Genomic DNA, 23,589 nt, shown 5'->3' with positions numbered 1-23,589 from the left:
CGAACGATTGGTCCGCCACAGCGAACGATCGGGTGGTGGCGGGTCGGGCCCGGAAGGTGGAGGGGCGAGCAATGACTGAGCGGACCGGCGAGGCGGGCGGGGCGGGCGGGGCCGGTGAGCGGGGCGAGGCCCCGCCCCGCATGCCCCGCGAGTGGGTGGCGACGGCGCTGCGCCGCGAGCGCGCGAGGGCCGGCCTCTCCCTGTCCGAACTGGCCAAGCGCGCCGGCATCGCGAAGTCCACCCTGTCCCAGCTGGAGGCGGCCACCGGCAACCCCGGCATCGAGACGATCTGGGCGCTGGCCGTGGCGCTCGGGGTGCCGTTCAGCGTGCTCGTGGAGTCGCCCGTACCGGCGGTCACGGTGATCCGTGCGGGGGAGGGGCCCTCCATGCGGGCCGAGAACGCGCCGTACGTGGGCACCCTGCTCTCCCCGGGCCCGAACGGCGTGCGGCGCGACATCTACCACGGGGCGATGGAGCCCGGCGCGGCGCGCGAGTCGGAGCCGCACATCCCGGGCTCCGTGGAGCACCTCGTCGTCAGCACGGGGCGCCTCGTCGCGGGCCCGCGCGACGCCACGGCGGAGCTGTCCCCCGGGGATTACATGTCGTACCGCGGTGATGTCCCGCACCTGTACCGGGCGCTGGTCCCGGGCACCACGTTCGTCCTGATCATGCAGCACACCTAGGCGGCCGCGGCGCCCCCGGGCAACCGGGACGCCCCAGGTGGCGGGAGAAAGGCAGGAGCCCCGCTTCCTCCGCTCGCGCGAAGGAGCAGGGCTCCTTGGGTACTGCATCCATGTCCGGATCAAGTCACCGGAGGAATCACACGCCCCACTCGCGTGGGACGCGTTGATCACATCGGGGTGACGTTCTCCGCCTGCGGACCCTTCGGGCCCTGCGTCACGTCGAAGGAAACGGCCTGGTTCTCCTCAAGGGAGCGGAAGCCGTTCGCGTTGATCGCGGAGTAGTGGACGAAGACGTCCGGGCCGCCGCCTTCCTGGGCAATGAAGCCAAAGCCCTTTTCAGCGTTGAACCACTTCACGGTTCCGGTAGCCATAAGCCCTCCTTGGGCCAAAGGGTTGCCCTGCTCCAGAACCAGCGATTGTTAAAACAACTGCGTAAGTCTGAAAACGACGAGAGCCTACGGAGTTACATGCTCCGCAGGCTCTGTACTGCAAGGGAAACCAAACTGCAACTTGCGGCGAGCTTAGCACGCGGGCAGGGGAATGCAATAGGGGGCAAGATCACGTCACCCGGAGGTTTGAAGGGCCCCCGACGGGGTTGACAAAGGGGCTGTCGGAGGGGTCGGCGAGGGGCCGACAGGGTCCCCGGGGGACCCGGCGCCCGCACCGTACCGCATGGGGGGCTAGCCTCCCCGATGTGGACAATTCTCCCCTGGACGCCTTCGCGGGGGCAGGCGCCGAACAGCTGCCCGACTCCCGTCGCACCCCTCGGCCGCGCGTCGGCCACATCCAGTTCCTGAACTGCGTCCCCCTGTACTGGGGGCTCGCGCGGACGGGCACGCTCCTCGACTTCGAGCTGACGAAGGACACCCCCGAGCGGCTCAGCGAACAGCTGGTGCGGGGCGAGCTGGACATCGCGCCGGTCACCCTCGTCGAGTTCCTGAAGAACGCCGACGACCTCGTCGCCTTCCCCGACCTCGCGGTCGGCTGCGACGGTCCCGTCATGTCCTGCGTGATCGTCTCGCAGGTGCCGCTCGACCGGCTCGACGGGGCGCGCGTGGCCCTCGGTTCGACCTCGCGCACCTCCGTGCGGCTCGCCCAGCTGCTGCTCGCCGAGCGCTACGGCGTGCGGCCCGAGTACTACACGTGCCCGCCCGACCTCGGCCTGATGATGCGGGAGGCGGACGCCGCCGTCCTCATCGGCGACGCGGCGCTGCGCGCCAACCTGATCGACGGGCCGCGGCTCGGCCTCGACGTGTACGACCTCGGCGCGATGTGGAAGGAGTGGACGGGCCTGCCGTTCGTCTTCGCCGTCTGGGCCGCGCGGCGCGAGTACGCCGAGCGCGAGCCGGAGGTCGTGCGCGCGGTGCACCAGGCCTTCCTCGCCTCCCGCGACCTCTCCCTGGACGAGGTCACGAAGGTCGCCGAGCAGGCCGCCCGCTGGGAGGCCTTCGACGCCGAGGTCCTGGAGCGGTACTTCACGACGCTCGACTTCCGCTTCGGCGAGGCCCAGCTGGAAGGCGTCACCGAGTTCGCCCGCCGGGTCGGCCCGACGACCGGATTCCCGGCGGACGTGCGGGTGGAGCTGCTGAAGCCGTAGGAACACCGAAAGGAATCGGCCATACGTTATCGGGCAGGCCGTCCGCCGCACCCGTACCCCCTTTCCGGCCGCCCCCGGGATATCGCCGTCGACGGCCCGGTTCCGAATGGCACCGGGCGCCCGGATTGCGTACGGGCGTAAAGGCCCAATCCGGTCATTGCCGCCCGGGGGAGGGCAAGCGGGACCGTTCGGGAGGCAATGGAGCGCCGTTCGGGCGGCAATAGCGCCCGCCCCCACCGGGCGATGCGCGCCGCCCCGCCGGGCAATGCGCCCCATCCCTGCCGGGCAATGCGCGCCGGCCCGGAGGGGAATGCGCCAGGAGCCGCTGCCCCGCCCCTTCGGGACTACGCTGATCCGCAGTGCTGAGGCGCGCGGGATGTCCGGGGGCGCGCCCGGGGGAGGCCACGCTCATGCAACCGCTCGACGCCGACGAACCCGCCGTGATCGGGCCCTACCGGCTGCTCGGCCGGCTCGGCTCGGGCGGCATGGGAAGGGTCTACCTCGGCCGCAGCGAGGGCGGCCGCACGGTCGCCGTCAAGATCGTGCACCCGCACTTCGCGCTGGACGAGGAGTTCCGCGCCCGGTTCCGGCGCGAGGTCGCGGCCGCGCGGCGGGTCGGCGGCGAATGGACCGCGCCCGTCCTGGACGCGGACCCCGACGCGGCCGTGCCCTGGGTCGCCACCGGGTACGCGGCGGGGCCCTCGCTCACCGAGGCGGTCAGGGAGGGCGCGCCGCTGCCCGCGCACTGCGTACGCGTCCTCGGCGCCGGCCTCGCCGAGGCGCTGGCCCACGTCCACGCCCTCGGGCTCGTGCACCGCGACGTGAAGCCGTCGAACGTGCTGCTCACCCTCGACGGGCCGCGCCTGATCGACTTCGGCATCGCCCGCGCCACGGACGGCACCGCCTCGCTCACCGCCACCGGCGCCTCCATCGGCTCGCCCGGCTACATGGCGCCCGAGCAGATCCTCGGCCGGGGCGTCACGGGCGCGGCGGACGTCTTCTCGCTGGGGGCCGTGTTGGTCTACGCGGCGACGGGGGAGTCGCCCTTCCCCGGCGACTCGTCGGCCGGGCTCCTCTACAAGGTCGTCCACGAGGAGCCGGAGCTGGGCGCGCTGAGCGGCGGTCTGCGCGACCTCGCGGCGGCCTGCCTCGCCAAGGACCCGGCGGCGCGGCCCGCCCCGGCGGAGCTGGCCCGCCGCCTCGCCCCCGAGGGCGCCGCGCGGCTCGTGGCGGCCGGATGGCTGCCGGGGCCCGTGGTGGAGCGGGTGAGCCGCAGCGCGGTGCGGCTGCTGGACCTGGACACGGGGGCGGGCGCGGGCGCGGCACCGGTGGACGCTCCGTCCGGGCCGGTGGCGTTCGACGCCCCTTCCGTCGACGGCACGTTCGGCCCGCCCCACCCCTCGTACGCGGACGCGGGTGCGGGCGCGAGCGTGGGCGGCGTCGCCGCACCCGGCACCGGTACCCGAGCGCCCGGCAAGCTGTCCGTGTCGGTGGCCGCGACCTCCGTCCCCGAGGGCCCGGGCGGCAGCGGCCGCAGGGTGAGCTGCACGGTGGCCCTCGCCGTGGCCGGGGCGATGGCCGCCGTCACGGTGGGCTCGGTGTTCCTCCTGGGGCTGCTGCCGAAGGACGACGACTCGACGAGCGCGGGGGACGGCAGCGGTCAGCCCCCGGCGGCGACCGGCGCGCCCCACCCCACGGCGACGGACGGCGCCGGCCAGGTCCCCGCGGCCTACCTCGGCACCTGGCGCGGCAAGGCGACCGCGAGCGGGGGCGCCATCCCCCTCGGCACCTTCGAGGTCACCCTGCGCCGGGCGGAGCGGGGGCAGCGGGTCGGCAAGGTCGTGCAGCGCGACCCGATCGGCAACACCTGCACCGACGTACTCACCCTGAAAGGGGCCTCGCCCAAGGAGCTCGTGGCGACGGGCAAGGGCGTCGCGAGCAACGGCGGCCAGTGCGCCCGGACGACCCACACCGTGTATCTGCGCCCCGACGGCAAGGACCTCGTGTACACGTCGGACGATCCGGCGGCGGGCGACCCGAAGGCCCGGCTGTCCCGGGTGCGGTGACGCGGGCGCCGGTACCGTGCCCGGCGCCCGTCCCTACAACGGCGTGGTCAGCGTGGCCAGTTCGCCGTTGCCCAGGTGCAGCATCCCCTTGCCCGGGGCCACCGGTCCGCCGACCACGCTGCGGGAGATCCGCAGGCCGATGAGGTCGCCGCTGGAACTGTCCTGCGGGGAGAGCAGGATGCCCCGGCGGCCCTTCTTCGCGTCGACCTGCCAGCCCGAGAAGCCGCTGCACACGTCCTCCTCGTCACCGGCGAGGACCAGCGCGAGACCCAGGTCGGTGCCGCGCTGGATGATGCGCTTGAACTGGCTCGCGGCGTCCGCGTCCTCCAGGATCTCGGCGTCGTCCACCAGGACGGCGACGGGGTCCTCCGGGGACGCGTCCGCCGCGTCGATCAGCTCCTCGAACTCGTCCTCGTCTATGTCGTCCCCGGTGAACACCTTCAGGACGCCCTCCTGACCCTCCAGCTGACGCAGCGGCGACTGGCGCGGGGCGGCGATCACCAGCCGGGCGCCCTGGGCGCGGAACGAACGCGCCATGTTGAGCAGCACCGTGGAGCGGCCCGACTTGGCGGGACCCGCGATGACGAACGCGGGCACTCCCTGCGCCAGGTCGGGGCCGTGGCCCATGACCTCGTCACCGCCGATGCCCACCAGCGCCCACAGCTTGGAACGCGAGGCCTGCGGGTCGCGCAGCTCCCACGCCTCCTCGAAGGAGATGCGGCTCGGCAGCGTGTCCACCCGGAACGGCCTGCGGTGGCGCGGCACGTCGGCGTCGCGCGCCAAGGCCCGCTCCCCGATCGCGGCGAGCGCGGCGGCCTGCCCCTGACCGGTGACGTCGTCGCTGAGCAGCGCGAACTGCGTCTCCGTACCCGACTCGTTGCGGAAGGCGCGGCCCGGCGCGATCTCCTCGGGCACCTTGCGCGCGGGGATGCCGAGCATCGAGAAGTCGGAGCGGTCCGCGAGGCGCAGGCCGTACTTGTCCTCGGTGAGCGAGGAGATGCGGCCCACCAGGATCTGCCGGTCGCCCGTCATCACCATGTGGATGCCGACGCTCGCGCCCTCCCGCATGATCGTGGTGATCTCGTCCGTGAGCGACCCGTGGTCGATCTCGCCGAGGGTGGGCAGCCAGCCCTCCCAGCGGTCGAGGAGCACGACGAGGTGCGGCAGCCGCTCGTCCTCGGCGGCGTCGGCGCGCTGCTCGCCGATGTCGGCATAGCCCTTGTCGGCCAACAGGTCCTGGCGGCGCGACAGTTCGCCCTTGAGCCGGCCGACGAGGCGCATGACCCGCTCGGTCTGGTTGCGGCCGACGACGGCACCGCAGTGCGGCAGCCGCGTCAGGGCGTTGAGCGCGCCGTTGCCGCAGTCGATGCCGTACAGATGGACGTCGGCGCTGGAGTGCGTACGGGCCAGGGACCCCGCGATCGTCCGCAGCACCTGCGAGCGGCCCGAGCGCGGGGCGCCGCCGATCATCAGGTGGCCGAAGGTCGCGAAGTCCACGACGACCGCGCGGCGCGCCTGGTCGGCGGGCAGGTCCTCGATGCCGTACGCGGCGGGCGCGAGGGCGCCGGGGGCCGTGCGGGGCGCGGGCACCGGGATCTCGTCCAGGAGCAGCTTGTCGGCCAGCGCGGGCAGCCAGGGACTGTGCTGGGCGGGGATGCCGAGGGTCCGGTTGGCCTCGATGACCGTGTCGACCAGGACCTTCAGGTCCGTGATCTCCTCCTCCTCGCGCGCCTCGGCCTTCGGCTTCACCAGCGAGGCACGGCCGAGCGCCGACCAGTCCAGCGCGTCGACCCAGGGCGCGAGCACCGTCGGGTCGGCGGCGCCGGGGCGGCGGCCACCGACGCGCCCGGACTGGAAGGGCACGAGCGAGGCGTGCCCGAGACGCACGTAGGCCCGCCCGGGGGTGTTCTTGGAGATGTGCCCGGCCTCGGGGGAGTCGATGACGTCGCTGGACTCGCCGCCGTCGGTCACGCGCAGCGCGATGCGCAGGTTGGTGTTGGCGCGGATCTCCGGGGAGACGACGCCGGAGGGCCGCTGCGTGGCGAGCAGCAGGTGGATGCCGAGCGAGCGGCCCCGCTGGGCGATGTTCACGAGCCCGGTGACGAAGTCGGGCAGGTCGCGGACCATGGAGGCGAACTCGTCGATGACGATGAGGAGCCGGGGCACGGGCGCGTGCGAGGGGTCGCGCCGCACGAGGTCCTGGTAGTCCTCGATGTCCTTGGCGTCGGCGTCGGCGAGGATGTGTTCGCGCCGCTTCAGCTCGGCGCCCAGCGACTCCAGGGCGCGCTCCACGAGGTGCGCGTCGAGGTCGGTGACCATGCCGACGGTGTGCGGCAGCTTCACACAGTCCTTGAAGGCCGACCCGCCCTTGTAGTCCACGAGGACGAAGGTCATGTTCTCGGGCGTGTTGGCCACGGCCAGGGCGGCGACGATCGTCTGGAGCAGCTCCGACTTACCGGAACCGGTGGTACCGGCGATCAGGCCGTGCGGACCGTCCTTGCGCATGTCGATGCCGAACGGACCGTCGTACGACTCACCGATGACCGCCATCGTCGACTGCCCGCCCGCCTGCCAGCGGGCCATGATCGCGCCGGGCGTCGGAGGTTCCAGCTGGAGCACGTCCAAAAGGCGGCTCGACGCCGGCAGCGCGGAGTCCTCGCTCTCGCCGCTGATGTCCCGCAGCGGCGAGACGGCCCGCGCCAGGCGCAGACACCAGGAGGGCGAGACGAAGTCGGGGCGTACGTCCTTCAGGCGCTCGGCACCGGTCATCTCCACGCGCAGCCGCAGCTCCCGCGGCCCGTCGCCGCCGACGGGGTCGGGCTCGCTCCGGTGCCAGGCCTGGAACGAGGGGAAGCCGCCCGCGACGGGCGGTCGGGGCAGCCCGCCCGGCTGCGGCCCGGCCGGCCGGCGCGCGGCCTCGTCCGGTTCGCGGGGCTTCGGCTCGGCGACGACGAAGGCCTGGCACTCGCCGGGCAGAAACCGTTCCTCGGTGTCGAGGCAGAGCGCGTACATGTGCACGGCCGGGCCCTCGCGCAGCAGGCGCACGACGCCGGGGAGGGAGCGCAGGCGCCGTGAGCCGTCCCAGACCACCACGATGTCCGGGTCGGAGAAGGCGGCGCCCTGGCTCTTGTTGTCCTCCACGGCCTTGGTCCGCGCGTCGAGGATCTGGGTCAGCTCACCGATGCGGGCGCCGACGGTCTCCGCGTCCGTGCCGATGAGTACGTTGATGTCCTGACCGCCCGAGGGGCGCGCGTGCGGCAGCCAGCGCACCCAGTCCCAGCTCTGTCGGGCGGAGTTCTCGGTCAGGACGTAGAACTGCACGTCCATCGGGCTGTGCAGCGTCGCGGCCTGCGCGACGGCCCAGCGGCCGAGCGCGGTCGCGCTGTCGCCGGGTCCGGCGATGCCGATGACGCCGAGGCCCTTCAGGGGGAGCGCGACGGGCGCGTCCTCTATGTGCCAGGTCACCTGGCGGCGGTGGTCGTCCTGCTCGGGGTCGTCGAGGACGACCTCGGAGGGCAGCCGGCCGGTGCCGACGCGGATCAGCAGATGGTCGGCGTCGGTCCGCCGCCGCTCCCACAGCCGGGTGCGGGGGCCGGTGCCGAGCGCGAGGACGGCCGCCGGGTCGGGGATGGCGTGGCGCCGGTCCATCCGCTCGGCGACCAGGGCGTCCTGGGCGTCCTTCTCGATCCGGGCCTTGGTCTCCTTGTACTCCCTGACCTGCTTCGCATGGGACTTGCGCCCGTGCTTCTTGTCCATGAAGTAGTTGCCGAAGAGCATGATCGGGCTGAGCCCCGCCATGATCAGGTAGTACCAGCGATTGAAGATCATCGCGGCGATAACGGCACCGACCAGCGGGAACAGCGCCATCAGCCAGGGCAGCGGCCGCGCCTCGAACTCCCGGGGCGGGCTCGGCAGCCGGAAGGTGGTCTGCCGCTCGGGCGGGCGCAGGCGCGGGGGCCGGTTGTAGTCGAGGCCCGCGCCGTCCTCGGACCACTTGAGGGCGGCGTCGGGAGGGGAGTACCGGGTGAGTTCCAGCAGGGTGTTGCCGAGGGCGAGCTGGGCGCCGAGGGGCCACCGCACGGTGTCGACCCGACCACCCCCGCCCCCCTTCGCTCTCCCCTTCTCCTGCCGGGCGCGAGCCTTCACCTGCTTGCGCCGCGCCTTCTCCCGCCGCTTGTGCCGCTTGTCCTTCTCCCGCTCGGTCAAGGAGGGGTCGAGGGCGCCGTCCGGGTCGGGTTCCGGCTCCTCCTTCTCCTCGCCGAAGGGGGCGCCGTCGAGGGTGACGCCCTCCTTGTCCTTCTCCTCGCCGTGCAGGGTGACCTGGCAGGTGCCGTCGGTTGCAACTGACAACGTCAGGGCGCGGGCGGGCAGTTCCGGGTCGTCGATGCGCAGGGATGACGCGGGGCCGCTGCCGATGTCGTAGCGCCCTATGCCGAGCCGGTGCACGGAGCCGGCCGAGGGCCCGCCGGCCACGCGCAGCTCGACGAGTCCGGCGGGCTCGCCGGGCAGGCAGCCGGCGGGGTCGTGGAGGCTGACGACGGCGCCCTCGCGCAGCGGCGAGGTCACGACGGTGGCGCCGGGATCGACGGCGTACCCGTCCACGTAGATCGTCGGGGCGTTGCCGGCGGGGGAGTGCGGGCCCTGTCCGATCGGGATGATCTGCGCGCCGCCGCGGCCGACCTGCCGGCCCAGTTCCACCGCGATGTCCCGCACGGTGGACTCGGGATCGGCGTCGAGGACCACGTCGGCAAAGTCCCCGCCGAACGGATCGACGACGGTCAGAGTCAGGCGCACGACGGTCCTCCCCGGAGCTGGACAACGGGCCCGACGATATCCGCTCCACCGTTCCCTCGGGCAACGGCCCGGACACGGTCCCACCGCCCAACGGCACGCGCGGTCATGGCAGACCTGTGACTCGACCGGACTGGGCTCCCCTCCGCCCCACCCGTAAGCTGCTGGCCCAAGAGCGGACGATCACACCATCCGCTCAACGGGAGCCACGGGGGTTGGCCCTGGGGCGAGTTGATGAGGAGAGAGCCACATGGCCAAGGACCTTGATGTCACATATCAGGACATGCGTGACGCGGCCAAGCACGTGGTCAAGGAGAAGGACAAGCTCACCGAGAAGCTGGACGGCCTGAAGAAGTACATCAAGCACCTCGTCGAGACGGGCTTCGTCACCAAGAGCGCCTCGAAGGCGTTCGACGAGAACTTCGACGAGTTCGTCGAGGGCGCGAAGAAGACCCTCGAGGGCCTGGACGGCATGGGCGACTACCTGACCAACGCGGCCGACAAGTACGAGCAGATCGACGACGAGCTGGGCAAGGCCGCGCGGAAGTAGCGGCGGGGCGTGAACGCTTCGGAAACGGGGGGACGGGCAGTGCCGACCGTCCCCCCGTTTTCGTTGCTCCCGATGGCGTGGGCGGCACGATGGACGAAGGGGGCGCCCGATGGGTGAGTACACGAGGATCGACGATCTGGACGTCATCCGTGAGATGGGCCTCGGCCTCGGACGGATCAAGGACGCTTTCGACGGCCTGGGGAAGCTGAAGGGCCAGTACGGGGACGACTTCGGCGAGCATGATCTCGCCTGGCAGTTCGGGGACTTCGTGGAGAACTGGGAGAGTCACCGCGAGGAACTGGGCGAGGAGATCAAGAGCCTGGCCGAGATCGCGAAGGGTGCCGCGAAGACGTACGAGAAGATCGACAGTGAACTGGCGAAGGCTCTTCGCGAAGCCGACAAGAGGAAGAGGTCCTGATGGGCGCCGCGCGCCCCACGGACTGGCAGCCGCTGGCGGACCAGGACCCGGTGCCGGGCGATCCCGATCGTCTGGAACAACTGGGCCGCAAGCTGCGCAAGACCGCCGATGAGTTGGAACGGCAGGTACGCCATCTCAAGGCGGCGTCCGAGGTGGAGTCCTGGGACAGTGACGCCGGGAAAAGCTTCCGTGAGAAGGCCAAGAAGTGCCGCGGCCGCCTGGAAGCCGCACACAAGCGCTACAAGACGGTGGCCGACGCGGTCGGCGACCGGATCGTGGACCACGGTCCCGGCTATGAGGCGAACGCCGCTGCCCCGCCCGGCAGCTATGCCACGGAACTCCATCGCGCCCAGCGGATAGCGGAGATCGCTCGGCGCGAGGCGCAGGAGGCCGAGGCAGACAAGAGCGCCGCGGAGAAAGGCCTTGACGGCCTGCCCGGAAAATCCGGGAAGGATGACGGCCCCAAAGGGGGCGGCAAGACCCAGAAGGAGGAACTGGAGGACCGGGCGGAAGCCGCCGGGAAGTCCTTGGAGGCGGCCCGGGAGAAGCTCCGGAAAGCGCAGAGCATCCGCGACGAGGCGGCTCGCAAGGCGCGCGAGGCCATCGACGAAGTCATCTCTCACGACGCTCTCAAGGACGGCTTCTGGGACGACTTCGCCGATGTGGTGAAGTTCGTGGCGGACTGGACCGAGAAAATTTCCAAGTGGGCCGGCATCGCGGCTCTCGCGGTCGGCTGGATCCCCGTGATCGGCCAAGGTCTCGCAGGTCTGCTGGGTGCCATCTCCATGGTCGCCACGCTCGTCAATATCGCCTGCACGGCGATCCAGGTCGGCATGGGTGACGAGTCGTGGACAGCGCTGGCCACGGCGGCGGTGGGGCTGCTGATGATGGGGGCGGGCAAGGCGATGTCCAAGGTGAGCGGCCGGTATGCCAAGGGGCTGCTGGGGCGCCTGAGGACCGCCAAGGGCGGTAAGCAAACGCCCAGGCAGAACAAGCGCAACCGCCACAAGTTCAACCGTGAAGCCGGGCACATCAAGGGCTTGCAGAAGGGTGACATCTCGAAGTCGGTCCGCGAGCCGGTCACCGAGCTCTTCAAGGGATCGACCTGGAAGGACGCGTTCAAGGGCGGTTACCGTGAGTCGGCACAGGTGCTGCGGGACCGTGGAAACGGGAGCCTGATCAAGGGCGGTATCAAGTCCGTGTCCTTGTCGGATGCCGCCGTGGCGTCGGATCTCAAGGAATTGAAGCACCTGGGCAAGAGCATGGGTGACGGGTACGCGGTGAACAAACTGTCGAGCCGAGCGACAGCGCTGAACGTTGCCGGCAGTGGAATAACCGCTGGTGGCCTTCTCATTGATGAGGTGAGCTGATGAACGAAGAAGAGACCGATCCGGCGGAGAACTCACCCGGCTTGGAAGAGGACCACGTCGTCGATTTCGATTTCGACGACGGGTGGCTGCCCCTCACCCTCCATGAAGGCACCCGGGCAGAGGCCCGACGGGTGGCTTCGGGCCTGGTGGAGCAGTTCAATCCACTCCAGCTCGGTGTCAGCAGGTCCGCGCTGCGGGAGGAGCTGGAGCAGCTCGCCCTGGACGCGTTCGAGTCGGGCCCGGTCCTGACGACCGTGGCGTACACGGAGGGCGGCATCCTGCTCGCCGAGCTGTCGGTCTTCGTACACGGAGAGGACGACGTCCGGCGGCCCTCGCCACAGGAGTATCTGCCTCACCTGATGAAGTGGTCGTACGCCGAGGTCAAGGGCGAAGCACAGGTCTCCGACGTCGAACTGCCGCTCGGCCCGGCGATCCGCATCCAGGCAGTGCTGGCCGAGAAGCGCCGCTTCGGGTGGGGCAAGAAACTCAGCGAGGTCCTCCGGTACGCGGTCTGGCCGGCTGGGCAGGAGGAGATCTTCGTCGTGGAGGCAAGGTGGCTGAATTTTGAGCGGACAGACGAATTGACCGACCTCGTGGACCGCCTCATGCCGACCATGCGCCTCCTGGCGGTCCCCGCCGAACCCGCCACGGACACCGCCATCGAATCCTCCACCGAGAGCTGACATGCCCATCCGGACCGCATGGGAGACACCTCCCAGTGACTACACGATCCTCGTTCCCGACGGCTGGTTCCAACTGCACCTCGACCCCGACGAGCGGGACCGCGGTATCGCCGCCTTGGCCAACCGGCAGTTCGCGGGCATCGACAACGCGCCCGTCCTCAAAGAACGGCTGATGCGGGACCTGCAGAAGCAGGCCAAGGCGGCCTACCGCGAGGGCGGCGTCGAGCTGTACATCTCGCTGCTGACCGTCGAGGGCCTGCCGCTGGCGTCGTCACTGCTCGTGAGCCTGCTCGCCGACGGCTGGCCCGGCTGCGCCACGGCACACGACCTGGCCCGCAGACTCGTGGACACGGGGCATCCGGCTCACGTGAGAAGGCTGGACGCCGCGGGTGACGCCGTGCGGACGGAGAAGACCGAAGCCGCCGACCCGGAGAACCAGATGGGCAACACGCTGGCGACGACGACGGTGACGTACCACGTGCCCATCCCCGCGAGTGAGCAGTGGCTGAGCCTCACCTTCTCCACGCCCCTGGCGGGACTGGCGCCGCGGATGGTCGAACTGTTCGACACGGTCGCGGGAACGCTGCACTGGGAGTAGGACGGATCAGGTGTCGAGGTTGACGAACAGGCTCCGCGCGAAGTCGTCGAACTCGTCGATGTTCGAAGTGATCCAGCCGATGTCCTCGCCGAGCGTTCTCACGATCACGTCGATGCCCAGCGACTCGATGCGCCAGGCGTAGTTGACCGACACGCACATCGCTTCGGCCTTGGCGGCGACAAAGTAGCGGATCGAACGCTTGCCGCGCCCCAGGCGCTCCGTGTCGAAGTCGATGACCTCGGGGTCCTGCGCGGCACCCGGCTCGTGCCTTTGGACCAGTTCGTCCAATGTCACGTCGACGTCACCCTCGCTCGGGCCCGCGTGGACGAGGAAGGTGAGGAACTCCCGTCGCGGGTCCGGGACGTAGAGGAAGATCTGGTGCACCGGCACCGTCCGGGGAATCAGCTCGGCCGCGGATTCGAGCTCGAAGGCCAGCATCTTGACCTGCTTCTTGTCGACCGGCTCGTCGTCGACCAGTCCCCAGAGCAGCTCCGAGGTGCGCCGCGCCCACTTCTTGCGCTCGCGCGCGGCGCCCCGCCCCTCCCCCAGAAGGGGCATGGCGGGCCAGGCGGTGGCGTCGCTGTCCGTGTCGAGAGAGAAGGTGACGGTCACTCGGTCCTCCAGCGGAACGTGGTCATGACGGCGTCGAAGAGCTCGACGAGGATCGCGGTGAAATCGCTGTCGGGATCGCCGTCCCCGACCGTGCTGAAGCTGACGACCAGCCACCCCGCTTCCTCGCCGGACGACGGCACCTGTACGACGTAGTCGACGTGCCGGGACGGCGCCTCGGCGCCCTTCTCGGGGTCGGCGGGCATCGTGCGCTCCTTGCGCATCCCCGCCGATCCGTCCAGCTCCGCCGGCTCCGAGCCGGTGAGCAGTTGTCTCAGCACATCCTGCCTGCCGATCCCCCCGCCCAGGGCGGTGTCGACCTTGGCCACGACGATGGATGCGGCGACGAGGTAGCCGTGCATCGGTTCCGTCGGCAGGTAGAGGTCCACCCCGTCGCGGTGCCGCGCTTCCTTCACCGAGGAGTTCAGCCGCCGGTACAGCTCCATGCGTGCCTCCGCCACTTTGTCCTTGGGCAGCTCCGGGGCAACCCGCTCGGCGGCGTCGTCGACGATCCTCTTGACCGCTTCCTGGGTTCCTTCTCTCAGGGGGACCCGCGTCCACCCCGGCGGTATGACGAGGGTGTATCCGACTGCGTTCTTGGTGTCAGCCGACGGCATCGCGGCGGTTCCTTCGGTTGAGCACTCCGTACCCGAGCGTGAGGGCGCCGGGCAGGAGAGGACTGACGAGTACGACGGGATGGTGGTGCATCAGCAGAAACAACGGGGCAAGCTGAGCGAGTCCACCGCCGGCGAAATAGAGGACGAATTCATTGCGCCACCCGCCGCGCTTGTGCAGCGCGACGACTCCGACGGACAGGACCGCGACCGCCAGCAACGGCAGAATCTGGGCCGGTACGCGAAAGACACCGCTGAGCGCTTTCGGAAGAGCGCCGGAGTTGATGAGCACTCCACCGATGATGGCGACGATGAGAAACGCGAGCGGAGTCACGACGGCGATCCGCGCGTTTCTGATCACCTTCCGGTCCGCGGGCGAGAGGTCGCCGGCGGATCCGGCCGGTCCGTTGTGCACCATGTGCCTGGCTCCTGCGTCTGTACGTCGTGTCCTGTTCGGACGCCCGCCTCACCAGGCGGACTGGGCCTGCGTCACGCCGTTGTTGCCCTTGAAGTCGTTGTAGGCGCCCCAGCTGGGCTTGTGCGGTACGCCGAGCCCGTCGCTCACGGCGTTCAATGAGTCATTGTCGCCGAGCAGTTTGTCGCCCCAGTCGACCGCCGTACCGGCGTACGTCGATCCGACGGCGGTGCCATAGGCGAGGTTTCCGCCCACCTTGGCGCCGGGCGAGATGCCCTCGCCGAAGAGCCGCTTGTTCTGGCTGATCCCCTTGCGCAGGGCGGCGAGTTCGCCGTCTCCGAGGTGTACCGCCTGCGACCACTTGCCGGGAGGCGGCATCTCATCGGCCACCCTGCCCGCGCGTCCGGCGATTCCCTTGCGCAGCGCGGTCATCTCCTGCCGGATGGCCGCCTTCGTCGCGTCGTCGGTCGCGCCCGCCAGACGATTGGCCAACTGGTTGCGCAGGGATTTGGTGCCCGCGAGGCCCTGCTTGAGCTTGGTGACCCTCTGCACGGTGGAAGCCGCGCGTGTCGTCTTGCTCGCGGCCTTGAGCCCGGCCATGGCACCACGACCGATCCCCATGGTGAGCAGTCCGAAGGCGTCGAACGCGACGTCCATCCAGGTGGCCTTGCCCGCCGCCACCAGCAGCATGCGGCCGAGGACGACCGCGACACCGATGCCGATGACGATGAGATTGAGACCCGGTATGAAGATCGCGGCAATGGCCAGAGCTGTTCCGATCCAGCTGAGGATGTCGAGAAACAGCTTGAATCCCTCGGCGTGCTCTTTGGCCCAGCCCACCAGATCGTCCCAGGCGCTGTCCTCCACCGCGTCGTCGATGGCATCGAGAATGTTTCTGCGGGCCGTCAACGCGTGCTCATGGAAGTGGGAGGTAGCCTTTTCTAGCTGCTTCTTCGCCTCTTTGACCGCCTCTTCGTCCTTCTCGTCGGCCTGCGCCTTGTCACGTGCCTTCGCCGCGAGTCCCTGGGCGTGTTCCAGTTCTCTGGCCCAGGTGTTCAGGTGGCCCGACACCTTCTCGTACCGGCCCTTTGTCTTGTCGAAGCGTCCGGCGAGTTCGTCGGACTCCTCCTTCAGGCCCTTCGCGTACTCGCCCTTGATGTTGTCGTCGTCACCGAGCCGGCGAAGTTTCTTCACCTGCCGGGACAGGGTTTCCGCGATGTCCGAGAGCCGCTTCGCCTCCGCACGGACCGCGACCGGGTCGCCCGGGGTCGGGTCGGATTCGGCGAGCGGGGACCAGTCGACGGGACGGCCGGCCACGTGAGTTCTCCCTTGCTCGGTGCCATGTGCTCTGTGCTGTGCCGCTGGGTACGCGCGGCCTGTTCGCTGCGTCCTTGCTACTTCTTCTTGCGCTTATTGGCCTCGGCCAGTTCCTTGTCGAGCTTCTCGAAGTTCTCGATCGACTGCTCGACCAGTTTCCCGACCTTCTCGATGTTCCCGAGCAGTTCCTTGCGGTGGTCGTCCCAGTTCGAGGTGAACTCGTCCATGGCGCCGGCGACATACGAGGACCCGTACTCGTTCCGCATGTCCTCCTGGTGCCCGGAGCACCCCTTGAACTCCTTGCGGACCGTTCCGAGATCCTTTTTGATCGTGTAGAGGTACTCGTAGTCGACCCCGAGGTCGGTCATGGGCTTCTCCTCGCGTTTTATTCGTCCAAGGGAAGGGCGTCGGCCGGCGCGGCTGCGGGGTCTCCGGGGCGTGAGATCACCGGTTGACGGACTGCACTTCCTCGACCGCGATGTCCTGTACGACCTCGATCGTGCCGTCGGGCATGCCGACCGGTCCGTCCTGGCCCGTGCCCGTCCAGCTGATCTCCCAGGTGAGGGAGGCCTTGAGGGGGAAGGTGGCGCCCTTGGACGAGCGGTTGTAGACGATGCCGCAGGGCGGGGTCTCCTTGGACTTGCCCTTCGCGTACGGCGCGCCGATCTTGCCGTCGACGATGGGGCATTCGCCGCTTGCGGGGATCATCGTGGCGTCGTCGCTGCCCGGGTTGATCGTGAGGGACTTGGGCCGTGCGGTCGTCGTCGCCTCCAGGTGGAAGCCGGGCACGTCGATCGCCGCCTTCGCGCGGACGTCGTCGAAGACGGCCTTGTCGAGCCAGGCCCAGGTGGGCAGGTTCACCTTCGTGGTGCCCTCAGGGGCGAGGGAGACCTTGGTCTTCGGCAGCTGCATCCGCTGGTAGGCGAGGTCGGCCAGCATCTTCGACGTGATGGCCTGCTCGTACTGGGGCGGCGGGGCCTCGCCCTCGTCGACCCAGAACGGGATGTCGTTGCAGGAGGAACGCTTGAGGACGTCCGGCTCGTCGGGGTTCTCGACGGCGGCCCAGAACATGCCCTTGCCGTCCTTGTCGACGTTGTAGTCCTTGTAGCCGGGGGTGTCGGTCCAGCCGTAGTCGTCCTCGTAGTGCCGCTGCAACTCGGAGAGCGCCGCGCCCGCGTGTCCGCCCATGCCGGGGGCGCTCATGGAGTCCTTGAGCTCCTTGGACATTTTCTTCTTGAAGTCCTTGGCACCGAGGTAGGGGGCGTACCAGCAGGGGGGAGGGGCCCAGGTGACGTCGGAGGAAGTGACGTTCCCCCTGCTCTTCCCCTGAGCGACGGCACCGGTGTAGTGGATCTGGGCGGCGGCGTAGATGCCGTTCTGACTGTCCTTGCCCGCGTCCGTCTTCCCCGAGCCGGGGCCGTTCCTGACGTCCTCGTCGGCATGGGCGACTGCGCTCGTCATGAGGGCGGCGGCGATCGACAGCGAAAGGCAGACTCCTGCGGTGAGGCGGTTCACCTGCACTGCCCTGCCTTCTCCGTCACGAACACGAGGGATGCGCGCCACAGGTCGTCCTTTCCGGGGAACTTGGTCATCACGACCCTGAAGAAGTCGTATGAAGCTGGCCCAGCGGCCCCTTTGCGGATCTTCTTCGTCTTGACTTCCTTCGAGTAGAACTTGCTGGAATCCACGCAGAAGGAGACCTCGACCGCGTTGCCGTTCGGGGCCTTCCGTGTCTTCTCCTGGTAGTGGCGACGCGTGCCGGTGGAGGTCAGCCCGGCGTCGACACGACTCTGGATCTGGGTACGGGCGTAACTGATACCCCTGTCCATCGCGTACTCCGCCACAGCCGGGTCGTGGACGGTCTGCTGGGCGACTCCGCGGTAGATGGACCGCACAAAGTGCTGGGCGTCATCCATCGCGGCCGCTTCGTCCTTGTCCGCCGGCCTGTCCCAGTCGAAGACCAGCTTCATGTCCTTCGGCAGGGACAGGTCCACGCCGTCCGGATTGTCGTCCGTGGATGTCGCCGGCTCCGGCGACTTCTTCGGCTTCGTCGTGCCCTGATCGGCGCCCGCGATCTTGTCCTTGTCCGGGGAACTGTCGTCACCCCCGCCGCCGCAACCCGTCAGAAGCAGAACAGCGGTCGCGGCGAGCGCGGCGGTGACGGGCAAGGTGCGGCGGTTCACGGTCGGCTCCCGGTGGGGCGAGGATGTCTCCAACAGCCCGACGTTATCCACGGGGTTGGTGGTTCCGCCAGGGTCGATAGTGGGGCAAGGTGTGCCATCCCGGCGGACTGTCATCGTGTCGTGACGCACTCGGGGCGGACTCCCCGGACGCCCTGGACAACACCGGCGGACCCGGCGGGGAACGGAGAGACGTACTCCCTGCGTCGCGTCCTCCCCGCAGAGGGTCGAGGAGTACGCCCGTCACAGCGGCCCCGCCTACCCGCTGAAGGAGCGGATCGACGGCGGCACGGGCGAGCAGCGGGCGGGCGCACCCGGGGGCGCCCGGAGCCTCGTAGGCTGGCCCCGGCCGGACCGGCGAGGAGCTGGCCGGCCGGTCCGGCACGCCGACGAACCGGCCCGGCACACGCCGACGAAGGGGACGAGAACAGCCATGGCCCGCTACACAGCACCGCAGACCATCGCGCGCGGCGGATTCAGCATCAAGGTGCCGGAGTCGTGGTGGGAGTTCGACGTACGCCCCGAATCCCGTGACGCCGCCATCCGCCAGATGATCAACGACCGCGTGCGGGCCCGCCCCGAGCTGGCCCCCCACCGCGACACCTTCGAGGGCTTCCTGCGCAAGGCCGCGAAGGACGCCTGGCAGTCCGGCGCCCTGTACTGCGGCTGCATGGCGGAGACCTTCGGCGGCGATACGCCGGTCACCGGCTCGGTCACGGTCTCCCTGGTCGGCGCGCGTACGCCGGGCGGCGACATCCTCCCGACCGACCCGGAGCGCATCGTCGCCCAGCTCGGCGTGCGCGAGGCCAAGCGGGAGGGCGACGCGTGGCGCAAGGTCACGACGGTCGACATCCCGGGGGTGGGCCTCGCGGCCCGCACCTACGGCGTCGAGGACATCTCCGTGGAGGGCGACGACCGCACCCTGCGCGTCGTCCTGATGCAGACGTTCATCCCCGTGCCGGGCCAGGAGGGCAAGGTCGCCCTGGTCTCGGGCAGCAGCCAGCTCCTCGAACTGGCGGACTCGTTCTTCGACATCTTCGACGCAGTGACGTCTACGTTCCGCTTCGCGGAGTAGCGGAGTAGCGGAGTAGCGGAGTAGGGGAGTAGGGGCAGCCGGTCCGGCCCGTCAGGTCCGAAGAAGTCCGGTCCAAAGAAGTCCGGTCCGAGGACGCCCTCGTTGACGGCGGGGCCCGTACGCGTCAACGGGGAAGCGTACGGGCCCCGCTCGTCCTCAGCGCCGGTTCAGCACCCGCTTGATCCGCTTGCCCGAGCGCGACTCGTCCAGCGTCTTCCACAGCTTCGACGAGCTGAGCGACGTGTAGACGCCGGGGGCGCCCTGCGCGCCGCAGCCGTCGCCGTAGGAGACGACGCCGATCAGGATCGGGGCCTCGCGGCCGGGGACCTTGCGGAAGATGGGGCCGCCGCTGTCGCCCTGGCAGGAGTCCTTCGCCTCCACGCCCGCGCAGAAGTTGACCTTCGCGTCGTACTCCTTGTAGCTCGTGCGGCACTCCGCGTGGGAGAGGATCGGGACCTTCACCTCGCGCAGGCGGTCAGGGGTGTGGTCCAGCTCCGTGTCCGTGTTGCCCCAGCCCGCGACCGTCGCCTTCTGGCCGGGGCGGATCAGCGCGTCGGTGCCCTGCGTGGGGAGCGCCACGGGGGAGATGCCCCGCACCGGCTTCTCCAGCTGGAGGAAGGCCACGTCGTAGGCCTCCTTGCCCTGGAGGTAGCGCGGGTGCACGACGACGCCGCCCTTGGCGATGTTCCGTATCTGGCCCTGCTTCCTGGAGAGGACCGTGCGGCCCACCGCGACCTGGAGCGTCTTCGGCCCGACAGGCTTGCCCGCGTCGTCGACCAGGCAGTGCGCCGCCGTCACGACCGTGTCGGCGGTGACCAGGCTCGCCCCGCAGAACTGCCGGTCACGCGCGCTGCCGGGGCCCTTCTCCAGTACGGCCGTCATGAACGGATAGGCATCGTTGGGGACTTCGGTGCCGCCGATGATGGCGTGCGCGGCGGGGGCCGAGGTGGCGACCATCGCGAGGGCGGCGCCGGTCGCGGCGAGGCCGGCGGCGAGGGAGGTCCGGCGGGTGGGGGTCCACAGGGGGGTTGTGCGACTCATGGGGGGTTGCTTCTCTTTCGTGTCTTGCGTGGTATCTGAATTACGGCGATCCGCCGGGCAACAGGTGGGGCCGGCACCACATTTGGTCATGCGTTCAACCAAGTGGTCATTCCTCGTGAAACCTTTCGTGCGGAAGGGGAGAGGGGGAATCCGCGGCACCGGTTCACTCCGCCACTCGCGTGGGTTGTCCCGCCACTCGCGTGGGCTGTTCCACCACTTGCGTGGGTTGTGGGGAGGACCTCGGGCGGTTCGGTGGTCGTGACCGCGGCGGAGCGCCGTGCCCCTTCGTGCGTGCGGCCGCGCATGGTGGCGGGCGGGAACCGGCCGCACCCCCGGCGACGTCCCTCTCGGGGGCCCGCGTGGGCCTCATCGCCCGTCCCGTCGCCGCCAGTTGCGCACGGCGGGCCAATTCGCGTACGCACACACCCGCCACGCCTCCGCAATCCGGCAACGGCATCGGAACCGGCGAGCGCGGATTGCGCGTGGATAACGATGAGGCCTGTGAGGTTCGCGATCTTTAACGTGCCTTGAGGGGCTTATATGCTGCTGATACGGTGCGATGACTTGACGCGGGGCCTGGGCTGAACAGCCCGCCCGAGGTGGGGCGAGAGAGTCGCGAGTGTCACAAATGATCGAAATTGACCGATTCTTCTTGGGCGTGCGGGGAGCAGTTGCGTGAAGATCCAGGAGCGTTTGGGGGCGGGCGGCAACCGTTCCGCCGCGCCGGCCCAGCCGGCGATGGGTGAGCGCCTTCCCGCGCCGCCTCGCGAGCGCAAACCCGCGCTCGCCGCCCTGGCCGTCCTCCTCATCCTCGTCGGCGCGCTCGGCGCCACCGTGCTCGTGCTGCGCGCCGGCGACCGCATCGAGGTCGTCAAGGTGACGAAGGAGATCCCGGCGGGCGAGGCGCCCGTCGAGGGCAGGAACATCACCAGCGTGATGGTCGCCGAGGACGACTCGATCCACTACGTCCCGTGGACCAAGGTCGACGCCCTCGTCAAGCTCAAGGCCAAGAGCACCATCCCCGCCGGCACCGTCGCCGTCGGCGAGATGTTCGGCGCCAAGCCCGGCCTGCCCGCCGGAAAGGCCTCCGTCGGCCTCTCCCTCAAGGAGGGCCAGTACCCCGCCGACCTGAAGCCCGGCGACACCGTCGCCGCCTACCCGGTGGTGTCCGGCACCTCGACCGGCAAGGGCTCCGCCGGCAGCGGCAGTTCGAGCAGCGGGTCGAGCGGCGATACGCCGCTGGTCGCTGCCGCCAAGGTGAGCACCATCAGCTCCAACAACGACGCCACCGTCAGCACCGGCAACCAGAACCTCACCCTCCTCGTCCCGCGGGGCGAGGTCGCGGCCTTGGCGAGCGCCGCGTCCGAGGGCAAGGTCGTCGTCGTACGCGTCACCCCCGACAGCAACTAGAGGCGAGCGGAAGAGACATGGCGCTCATCGCACTCGCCGCCGACAAAGGGTCGCCCGGCGTCACCACCGCTGCCGTCGCGCTGGCCGCCGTCTGGCCGCGCCGCGTGCTGGTCGCGGAGACCGACCCCGCGGGCGGCGACCTCGTCTACCGCAGCGCGGCCGCGCACGGCGGACCGCTCAACCCCAACACGGGCATGCTGTCCATCGCGGCCACGGCCCGCCGCGGCCTCGTGCCCGACCAACTGTGGGACCACACGCAGCCGTTGAGCGGCGGGCTCGAAGTCCTCGTCGGACTGGGCAACGCCGAGCAGGCCGCCGGGCTCGCCGGGGTGTGGCCGACCCTCGGACGCGCCTTCGCGCAGCTCGCCGACTCGCCGCACGCGCCCGCCGACGTCATCGCCGACTGCGGACGGATCAGCGGCGACACCCCGGCCGTCGAACTGTTCCCGCAGGCCGCCCTCGTCCTGCTCGTCTCGCGCACCGAACCCGAGGCGCTCGCCCGCGTCCGCGACCGCGCCGCGGCCCTCGCCGCCAAGCTGCACGGCGGATCGCGGGGCGCCGCCTCGCTCGCGACCCCGCTGATCGGCGTCCTGCTGATCGCGGACCCGTCGGCGTCGGCCAAGCTCGTCCACCAGGTCGACGACATGCTGATGGCCGCGCAGACCGGCGCCCGCGTCGTCGGCACCCTCGCCGACGACCCGACGGGCGCCGACCAGCTGGCCGGACGCAAGCGCGGACGGCTCGACAAGTCACTGCTCATCCGCTCCGCCCGCAAGGTGACCGTCGACCTGTACCAGCAGTACGGCGCCGCCTGGAGCGGCCCGGCCGCGCCGCAGCGGCACCAACACGGAGCGGGCCGATGAGCACGCCCGTCGACCACCAGCTGGTGAAGCGGTTCCGGCAGGAGGCCGGCGACCGCATCGCCGAGCAGCGCCGCCTCGACCAGATCTCCGGCGTCACCCCGATGTCGGGCGAGGACGAGCGGCACTACGCCCGCGCCGTCATCGCGCAGATCCTGGAGGAGTACGCCCGTGCGGAGATCAACGCCGGGCGCACCCCGTTCGACGCGGAGACCGAGGAGCAGTACGCGGCCGCCGTGCACGCCGCTCTCTTCGGCGTCGGCCGGCTCCAGCCGCTGCTCGACGACCCCGAGGTCGAGAACATCGACATCAACGGCTGCGACCAGGTCTTCGTCGGCTACGCCGACGGCCGCGAGACCAAGGCCGACCCCGTCGCCGAGACGGACGAGGAACTCGTCGAGCTGATCCAGGTCCTCGGCGCGTACTCGGGCCTCTCGTCCCGCCCCTTCGACTCCGCGAACCCCCAGCTCGACCTGCGGCTGCCCGACGGCTCGCGGCTGTCGGCGGTCATGGACGTCACCCGCCGCCCCGCCCTGTCCATCCGCCGCGCCCGCATGGGCAAGGTCTTCATGTCGGACTTGGTCGGCAACGGCACGCTGACGCCGGAGATCGGCCACTTCCTGGCCTGCGCGGTCCGGGCCCGCAAGAACATCATGATCGCGGGCGCGACCAACGCGGGCAAGACGACGCTGCTTCGCGCCCTCGCCAACGAGATCCCGCCGCACGAGCGCCTGGTGACCGTCGAACGCGCCCTGGAGCTGGGCCTCGACCAATTCGCCGACCTGCACCCGAACGTCGTCGCGTTCGAGGAGCGGCTGCCCAACTCCGAGGGCCAGGGCGAGATCTCGATGGCCGAGCTGGTGCGCCGCTCGCTCCGTATGAACCCCTCCCGGGTCATCGTCGGCGAGGTGCTCGGCGACGAGATCGTCACGATGCTGAACGCGATGTCCCAGGGCAACGACGGTTCGCTCTCCACGATCCACGCCAACAGCTCCAGCGAGGTCTTCAACCGCATCTCCACCTACGCGCTCCAGGCCGCCGAGCGGCTCCCCATCGAGGCGAGCCAGATGCTGGTGGCGGGCGCGGTCAACTTCGTCGTCTTCATCCAGCGGCGCAACAACTACCAGTCCGGCGGCAAGCTCCAGCGCGTGGTGACCTCGGTCCGCGAGGTCAACGGCGTCGACGGCCGCGTCCTGTCCAGCGAGGTCTTCGCGGAGGCCCCCGACGGGCAGGTCGTCGCGCACGCGCCGATCGCCTGCATGGACGACCTGGCCGCGTTCGGCTACCGCCCCGCCGGGCAATGGGGGTGAGC

The 23,589-nt window shown here is 70.2% G+C and carries 22 protein-coding genes; 12 read left to right on the top strand and 10 right to left on the bottom strand.

Annotated features, from left to right (window positions below; all coding sequences use genetic code 11):
* The first annotated feature begins 71 nt into the window (after window positions 1–71).
* Window positions 72–683, top strand: coding sequence for a helix-turn-helix domain-containing protein (locus ACZ516_RS27805; protein WP_469012093.1), 612 nt, complete (start codon window positions 72–74; stop codon window positions 681–683).
* Between the two features lie 167 nt (window positions 684–850).
* Here ACZ516_RS27805 and ACZ516_RS27800 read toward each other — a convergent pair whose 3' ends face one another.
* Window positions 851–1,054 carry a cold-shock protein gene (locus ACZ516_RS27800; protein ID WP_006138897.1) on the bottom strand — a complete coding sequence of 68 codons (204 nt, stop codon included), beginning with the start codon at window positions 1,052–1,054 and terminating at the stop codon, window positions 851–853.
* Between the two features lie 371 nt (window positions 1,055–1,425).
* On the opposite strand from ACZ516_RS27800, the gene ACZ516_RS27795 reads away from it, so the two are divergent.
* Together ACZ516_RS27795 and ACZ516_RS27790 are read left to right on the top strand one after the other, a co-directional pair.
* Window positions 1,426–2,280, top strand: a complete 855-nt coding sequence (locus tag ACZ516_RS27795) for a menaquinone biosynthetic enzyme MqnA/MqnD family protein (RefSeq protein WP_358581118.1) — start codon at window positions 1,426–1,428, stop codon at window positions 2,278–2,280.
* A gap of 410 nt (window positions 2,281–2,690) precedes the next feature.
* Entirely contained in the window at window positions 2,691–4,346 is a 1,656-nt protein-coding gene (locus tag ACZ516_RS27790) for a serine/threonine-protein kinase (protein ID WP_469012091.1), read from the top strand.
* A 33-nt stretch (window positions 4,347–4,379) separates the two neighbouring features.
* Here the strand turns inward: ACZ516_RS27790 and ACZ516_RS27785 are convergent, their stop codons facing one another.
* Window positions 4,380–9,140, bottom strand: a complete 4,761-nt coding sequence (locus ACZ516_RS27785; RefSeq protein ID WP_469012089.1) for an FtsK/SpoIIIE domain-containing protein — start codon at window positions 9,138–9,140, stop codon at window positions 4,380–4,382.
* A gap of 247 nt (window positions 9,141–9,387) precedes the next feature.
* Between ACZ516_RS27785 and ACZ516_RS27780 the strand changes: the two genes are divergently transcribed.
* From ACZ516_RS27780 to ACZ516_RS27760, 5 genes are all read left to right on the top strand, one after another.
* Window positions 9,388–9,687, top strand: coding sequence for a WXG100 family type VII secretion target (locus ACZ516_RS27780; RefSeq protein ID WP_358577163.1), 300 nt, complete (start codon window positions 9,388–9,390; stop codon window positions 9,685–9,687).
* A gap of 109 nt (window positions 9,688–9,796) precedes the next feature.
* On the top strand, window positions 9,797–10,105 hold the full coding sequence (locus ACZ516_RS27775) for a hypothetical protein (protein ID WP_469012087.1): 309 nt from the start codon (window positions 9,797–9,799) through the stop codon (window positions 10,103–10,105).
* Complete coding sequence (locus ACZ516_RS27770; protein WP_469012085.1) at window positions 10,105–11,475, top strand: hypothetical protein; 1,371 nt, start codon at window positions 10,105–10,107, stop codon at window positions 11,473–11,475. The genes ACZ516_RS27775 and ACZ516_RS27770 overlap by 1 nt, the downstream gene beginning before the upstream one ends.
* Entirely contained in the window at window positions 11,475–12,158 is a 684-nt protein-coding gene (locus ACZ516_RS27765; protein ID WP_469012083.1) for a hypothetical protein, read from the top strand. The genes ACZ516_RS27770 and ACZ516_RS27765 overlap by 1 nt, the downstream gene beginning before the upstream one ends.
* Before the next feature lies 1 nt (window position 12,159).
* Window positions 12,160–12,756 (top strand): hypothetical protein, encoded by a 597-nt coding sequence (locus ACZ516_RS27760; protein ID WP_358911495.1) that lies wholly within the window; start codon window positions 12,160–12,162, stop codon window positions 12,754–12,756.
* A 6-nt stretch (window positions 12,757–12,762) separates the two neighbouring features.
* On the opposite strand, the gene ACZ516_RS27755 is transcribed toward ACZ516_RS27760, so the two are convergent.
* The 7 genes from ACZ516_RS27755 to ACZ516_RS27725 form a co-directional block, all read right to left on the bottom strand.
* Window positions 12,763–13,368, bottom strand: a complete 606-nt coding sequence (locus tag ACZ516_RS27755) for a hypothetical protein (RefSeq protein ID WP_469012081.1) — start codon at window positions 13,366–13,368, stop codon at window positions 12,763–12,765.
* On the bottom strand, window positions 13,365–13,982 hold the full coding sequence (locus tag ACZ516_RS27750) for a hypothetical protein (RefSeq protein WP_469012079.1): 618 nt from the start codon (window positions 13,980–13,982) through the stop codon (window positions 13,365–13,367). The genes ACZ516_RS27755 and ACZ516_RS27750 overlap by 4 nt, the downstream gene beginning before the upstream one ends.
* Complete coding sequence (locus tag ACZ516_RS27745; RefSeq protein WP_469012078.1) at window positions 13,969–14,397, bottom strand: hypothetical protein; 429 nt, start codon at window positions 14,395–14,397, stop codon at window positions 13,969–13,971. Before ACZ516_RS27745 ends, ACZ516_RS27750 begins: the two co-directional genes overlap by 14 nt.
* Before the next feature lie 48 nt (window positions 14,398–14,445).
* Window positions 14,446–15,711 carry a hypothetical protein gene (locus tag ACZ516_RS27740; RefSeq protein WP_469012076.1) on the bottom strand — a complete coding sequence of 422 codons (1,266 nt, stop codon included), beginning with the start codon at window positions 15,709–15,711 and terminating at the stop codon, window positions 14,446–14,448.
* Between the two features lie 77 nt (window positions 15,712–15,788).
* Window positions 15,789–16,079 (bottom strand): hypothetical protein, encoded by a 291-nt coding sequence (locus ACZ516_RS27735; protein WP_469012074.1) that lies wholly within the window; start codon window positions 16,077–16,079, stop codon window positions 15,789–15,791.
* A gap of 76 nt (window positions 16,080–16,155) precedes the next feature.
* The gene (locus ACZ516_RS27730) at window positions 16,156–17,172 is read right to left on the bottom strand and encodes a hypothetical protein (protein WP_469012179.1); all 1,017 of its coding nucleotides are present in this window, start codon (window positions 17,170–17,172) and stop codon (window positions 16,156–16,158) included.
* Window positions 17,173–17,222: 50 nt separating this feature from the next.
* Window positions 17,223–17,894, bottom strand: a complete 672-nt coding sequence (locus ACZ516_RS27725; RefSeq protein WP_469012072.1) for a hypothetical protein — start codon at window positions 17,892–17,894, stop codon at window positions 17,223–17,225.
* Between the two features lie 430 nt (window positions 17,895–18,324).
* Between ACZ516_RS27725 and ACZ516_RS27720 the strand changes: the two genes are divergently transcribed.
* On the top strand, window positions 18,325–18,966 hold the full coding sequence (locus tag ACZ516_RS27720) for a hypothetical protein (protein WP_469012071.1): 642 nt from the start codon (window positions 18,325–18,327) through the stop codon (window positions 18,964–18,966).
* 156 nt (window positions 18,967–19,122) lie between these two features.
* Here the strand turns inward: ACZ516_RS27720 and ACZ516_RS27715 are convergent, their stop codons facing one another.
* On the bottom strand, window positions 19,123–20,007 hold the full coding sequence (locus tag ACZ516_RS27715) for a S1 family peptidase (protein WP_469012070.1): 885 nt from the start codon (window positions 20,005–20,007) through the stop codon (window positions 19,123–19,125).
* A 675-nt stretch (window positions 20,008–20,682) separates the two neighbouring features.
* Here ACZ516_RS27715 and ACZ516_RS27710 point away from each other — a divergent pair.
* Genes ACZ516_RS27710 through ACZ516_RS27700 form a run of 3 tightly spaced genes read left to right on the top strand, consistent with a single transcriptional unit; the run spans window position 20,683 to window position 23,587 of the window.
* Complete coding sequence (locus ACZ516_RS27710; protein ID WP_469012068.1) at window positions 20,683–21,417, top strand: hypothetical protein; 735 nt, start codon at window positions 20,683–20,685, stop codon at window positions 21,415–21,417.
* Window positions 21,418–21,434: 17 nt separating this feature from the next.
* Window positions 21,435–22,280, top strand: a complete 846-nt coding sequence (locus tag ACZ516_RS27705) for a hypothetical protein (protein WP_358577188.1) — start codon at window positions 21,435–21,437, stop codon at window positions 22,278–22,280.
* Complete coding sequence (locus ACZ516_RS27700; RefSeq protein WP_469012066.1) at window positions 22,277–23,587, top strand: CpaF family protein; 1,311 nt, start codon at window positions 22,277–22,279, stop codon at window positions 23,585–23,587. Before ACZ516_RS27705 ends, ACZ516_RS27700 begins: the two co-directional genes overlap by 4 nt.
* Window positions 23,588–23,589: the final 2 nt, after the last annotated feature.

The organism is Streptomyces sp. NPDC034037, from assembly GCF_055575715.1.
This window is presented reverse-complemented; position numbering and strand designations above follow the sequence as displayed.

Coding starts and splice junctions, on each gene's coding strand:
- ACZ516_RS27800 (WP_006138897.1), bottom strand. CDS start 1,054: ATGGCTACCGGAACCGTGAAGTGGTTCAACGCTGAAAAGGGCTTTGGC.
- ACZ516_RS27750 (WP_469012079.1), bottom strand. CDS start 13,982: ATGCCGTCGGCTGACACCAAGAACGCAGTCGGATACACCCTCGTCATA.
- ACZ516_RS27720 (WP_469012071.1), top strand. CDS start 18,325: ATGGCCCGCTACACAGCACCGCAGACCATCGCGCGCGGCGGATTCAGC.
- ACZ516_RS27730 (WP_469012179.1), bottom strand. CDS start 17,172: ATGACGAGCGCAGTCGCCCATGCCGACGAGGACGTCAGGAACGGCCCC.
- ACZ516_RS27705 (WP_358577188.1), top strand. CDS start 21,435: ATGGCGCTCATCGCACTCGCCGCCGACAAAGGGTCGCCCGGCGTCACC.
- ACZ516_RS27770 (WP_469012085.1), top strand. CDS start 10,105: ATGGGCGCCGCGCGCCCCACGGACTGGCAGCCGCTGGCGGACCAGGAC.
- ACZ516_RS27790 (WP_469012091.1), top strand. CDS start 2,691: ATGCAACCGCTCGACGCCGACGAACCCGCCGTGATCGGGCCCTACCGG.
- ACZ516_RS27715 (WP_469012070.1), bottom strand. CDS start 20,007: ATGAGTCGCACAACCCCCCTGTGGACCCCCACCCGCCGGACCTCCCTC.
- ACZ516_RS27780 (WP_358577163.1), top strand. CDS start 9,388: ATGGCCAAGGACCTTGATGTCACATATCAGGACATGCGTGACGCGGCC.
- ACZ516_RS27775 (WP_469012087.1), top strand. CDS start 9,797: ATGGGTGAGTACACGAGGATCGACGATCTGGACGTCATCCGTGAGATG.
- ACZ516_RS27765 (WP_469012083.1), top strand. CDS start 11,475: ATGAACGAAGAAGAGACCGATCCGGCGGAGAACTCACCCGGCTTGGAA.
- ACZ516_RS27745 (WP_469012078.1), bottom strand. CDS start 14,397: ATGGTGCACAACGGACCGGCCGGATCCGCCGGCGACCTCTCGCCCGCG.
- ACZ516_RS27700 (WP_469012066.1), top strand. CDS start 22,277: ATGAGCACGCCCGTCGACCACCAGCTGGTGAAGCGGTTCCGGCAGGAG.
- ACZ516_RS27735 (WP_469012074.1), bottom strand. CDS start 16,079: ATGACCGACCTCGGGGTCGACTACGAGTACCTCTACACGATCAAAAAG.
- ACZ516_RS27805 (WP_469012093.1), top strand. CDS start 72: ATGACTGAGCGGACCGGCGAGGCGGGCGGGGCGGGCGGGGCCGGTGAG.
- ACZ516_RS27760 (WP_358911495.1), top strand. CDS start 12,160: ATGCCCATCCGGACCGCATGGGAGACACCTCCCAGTGACTACACGATC.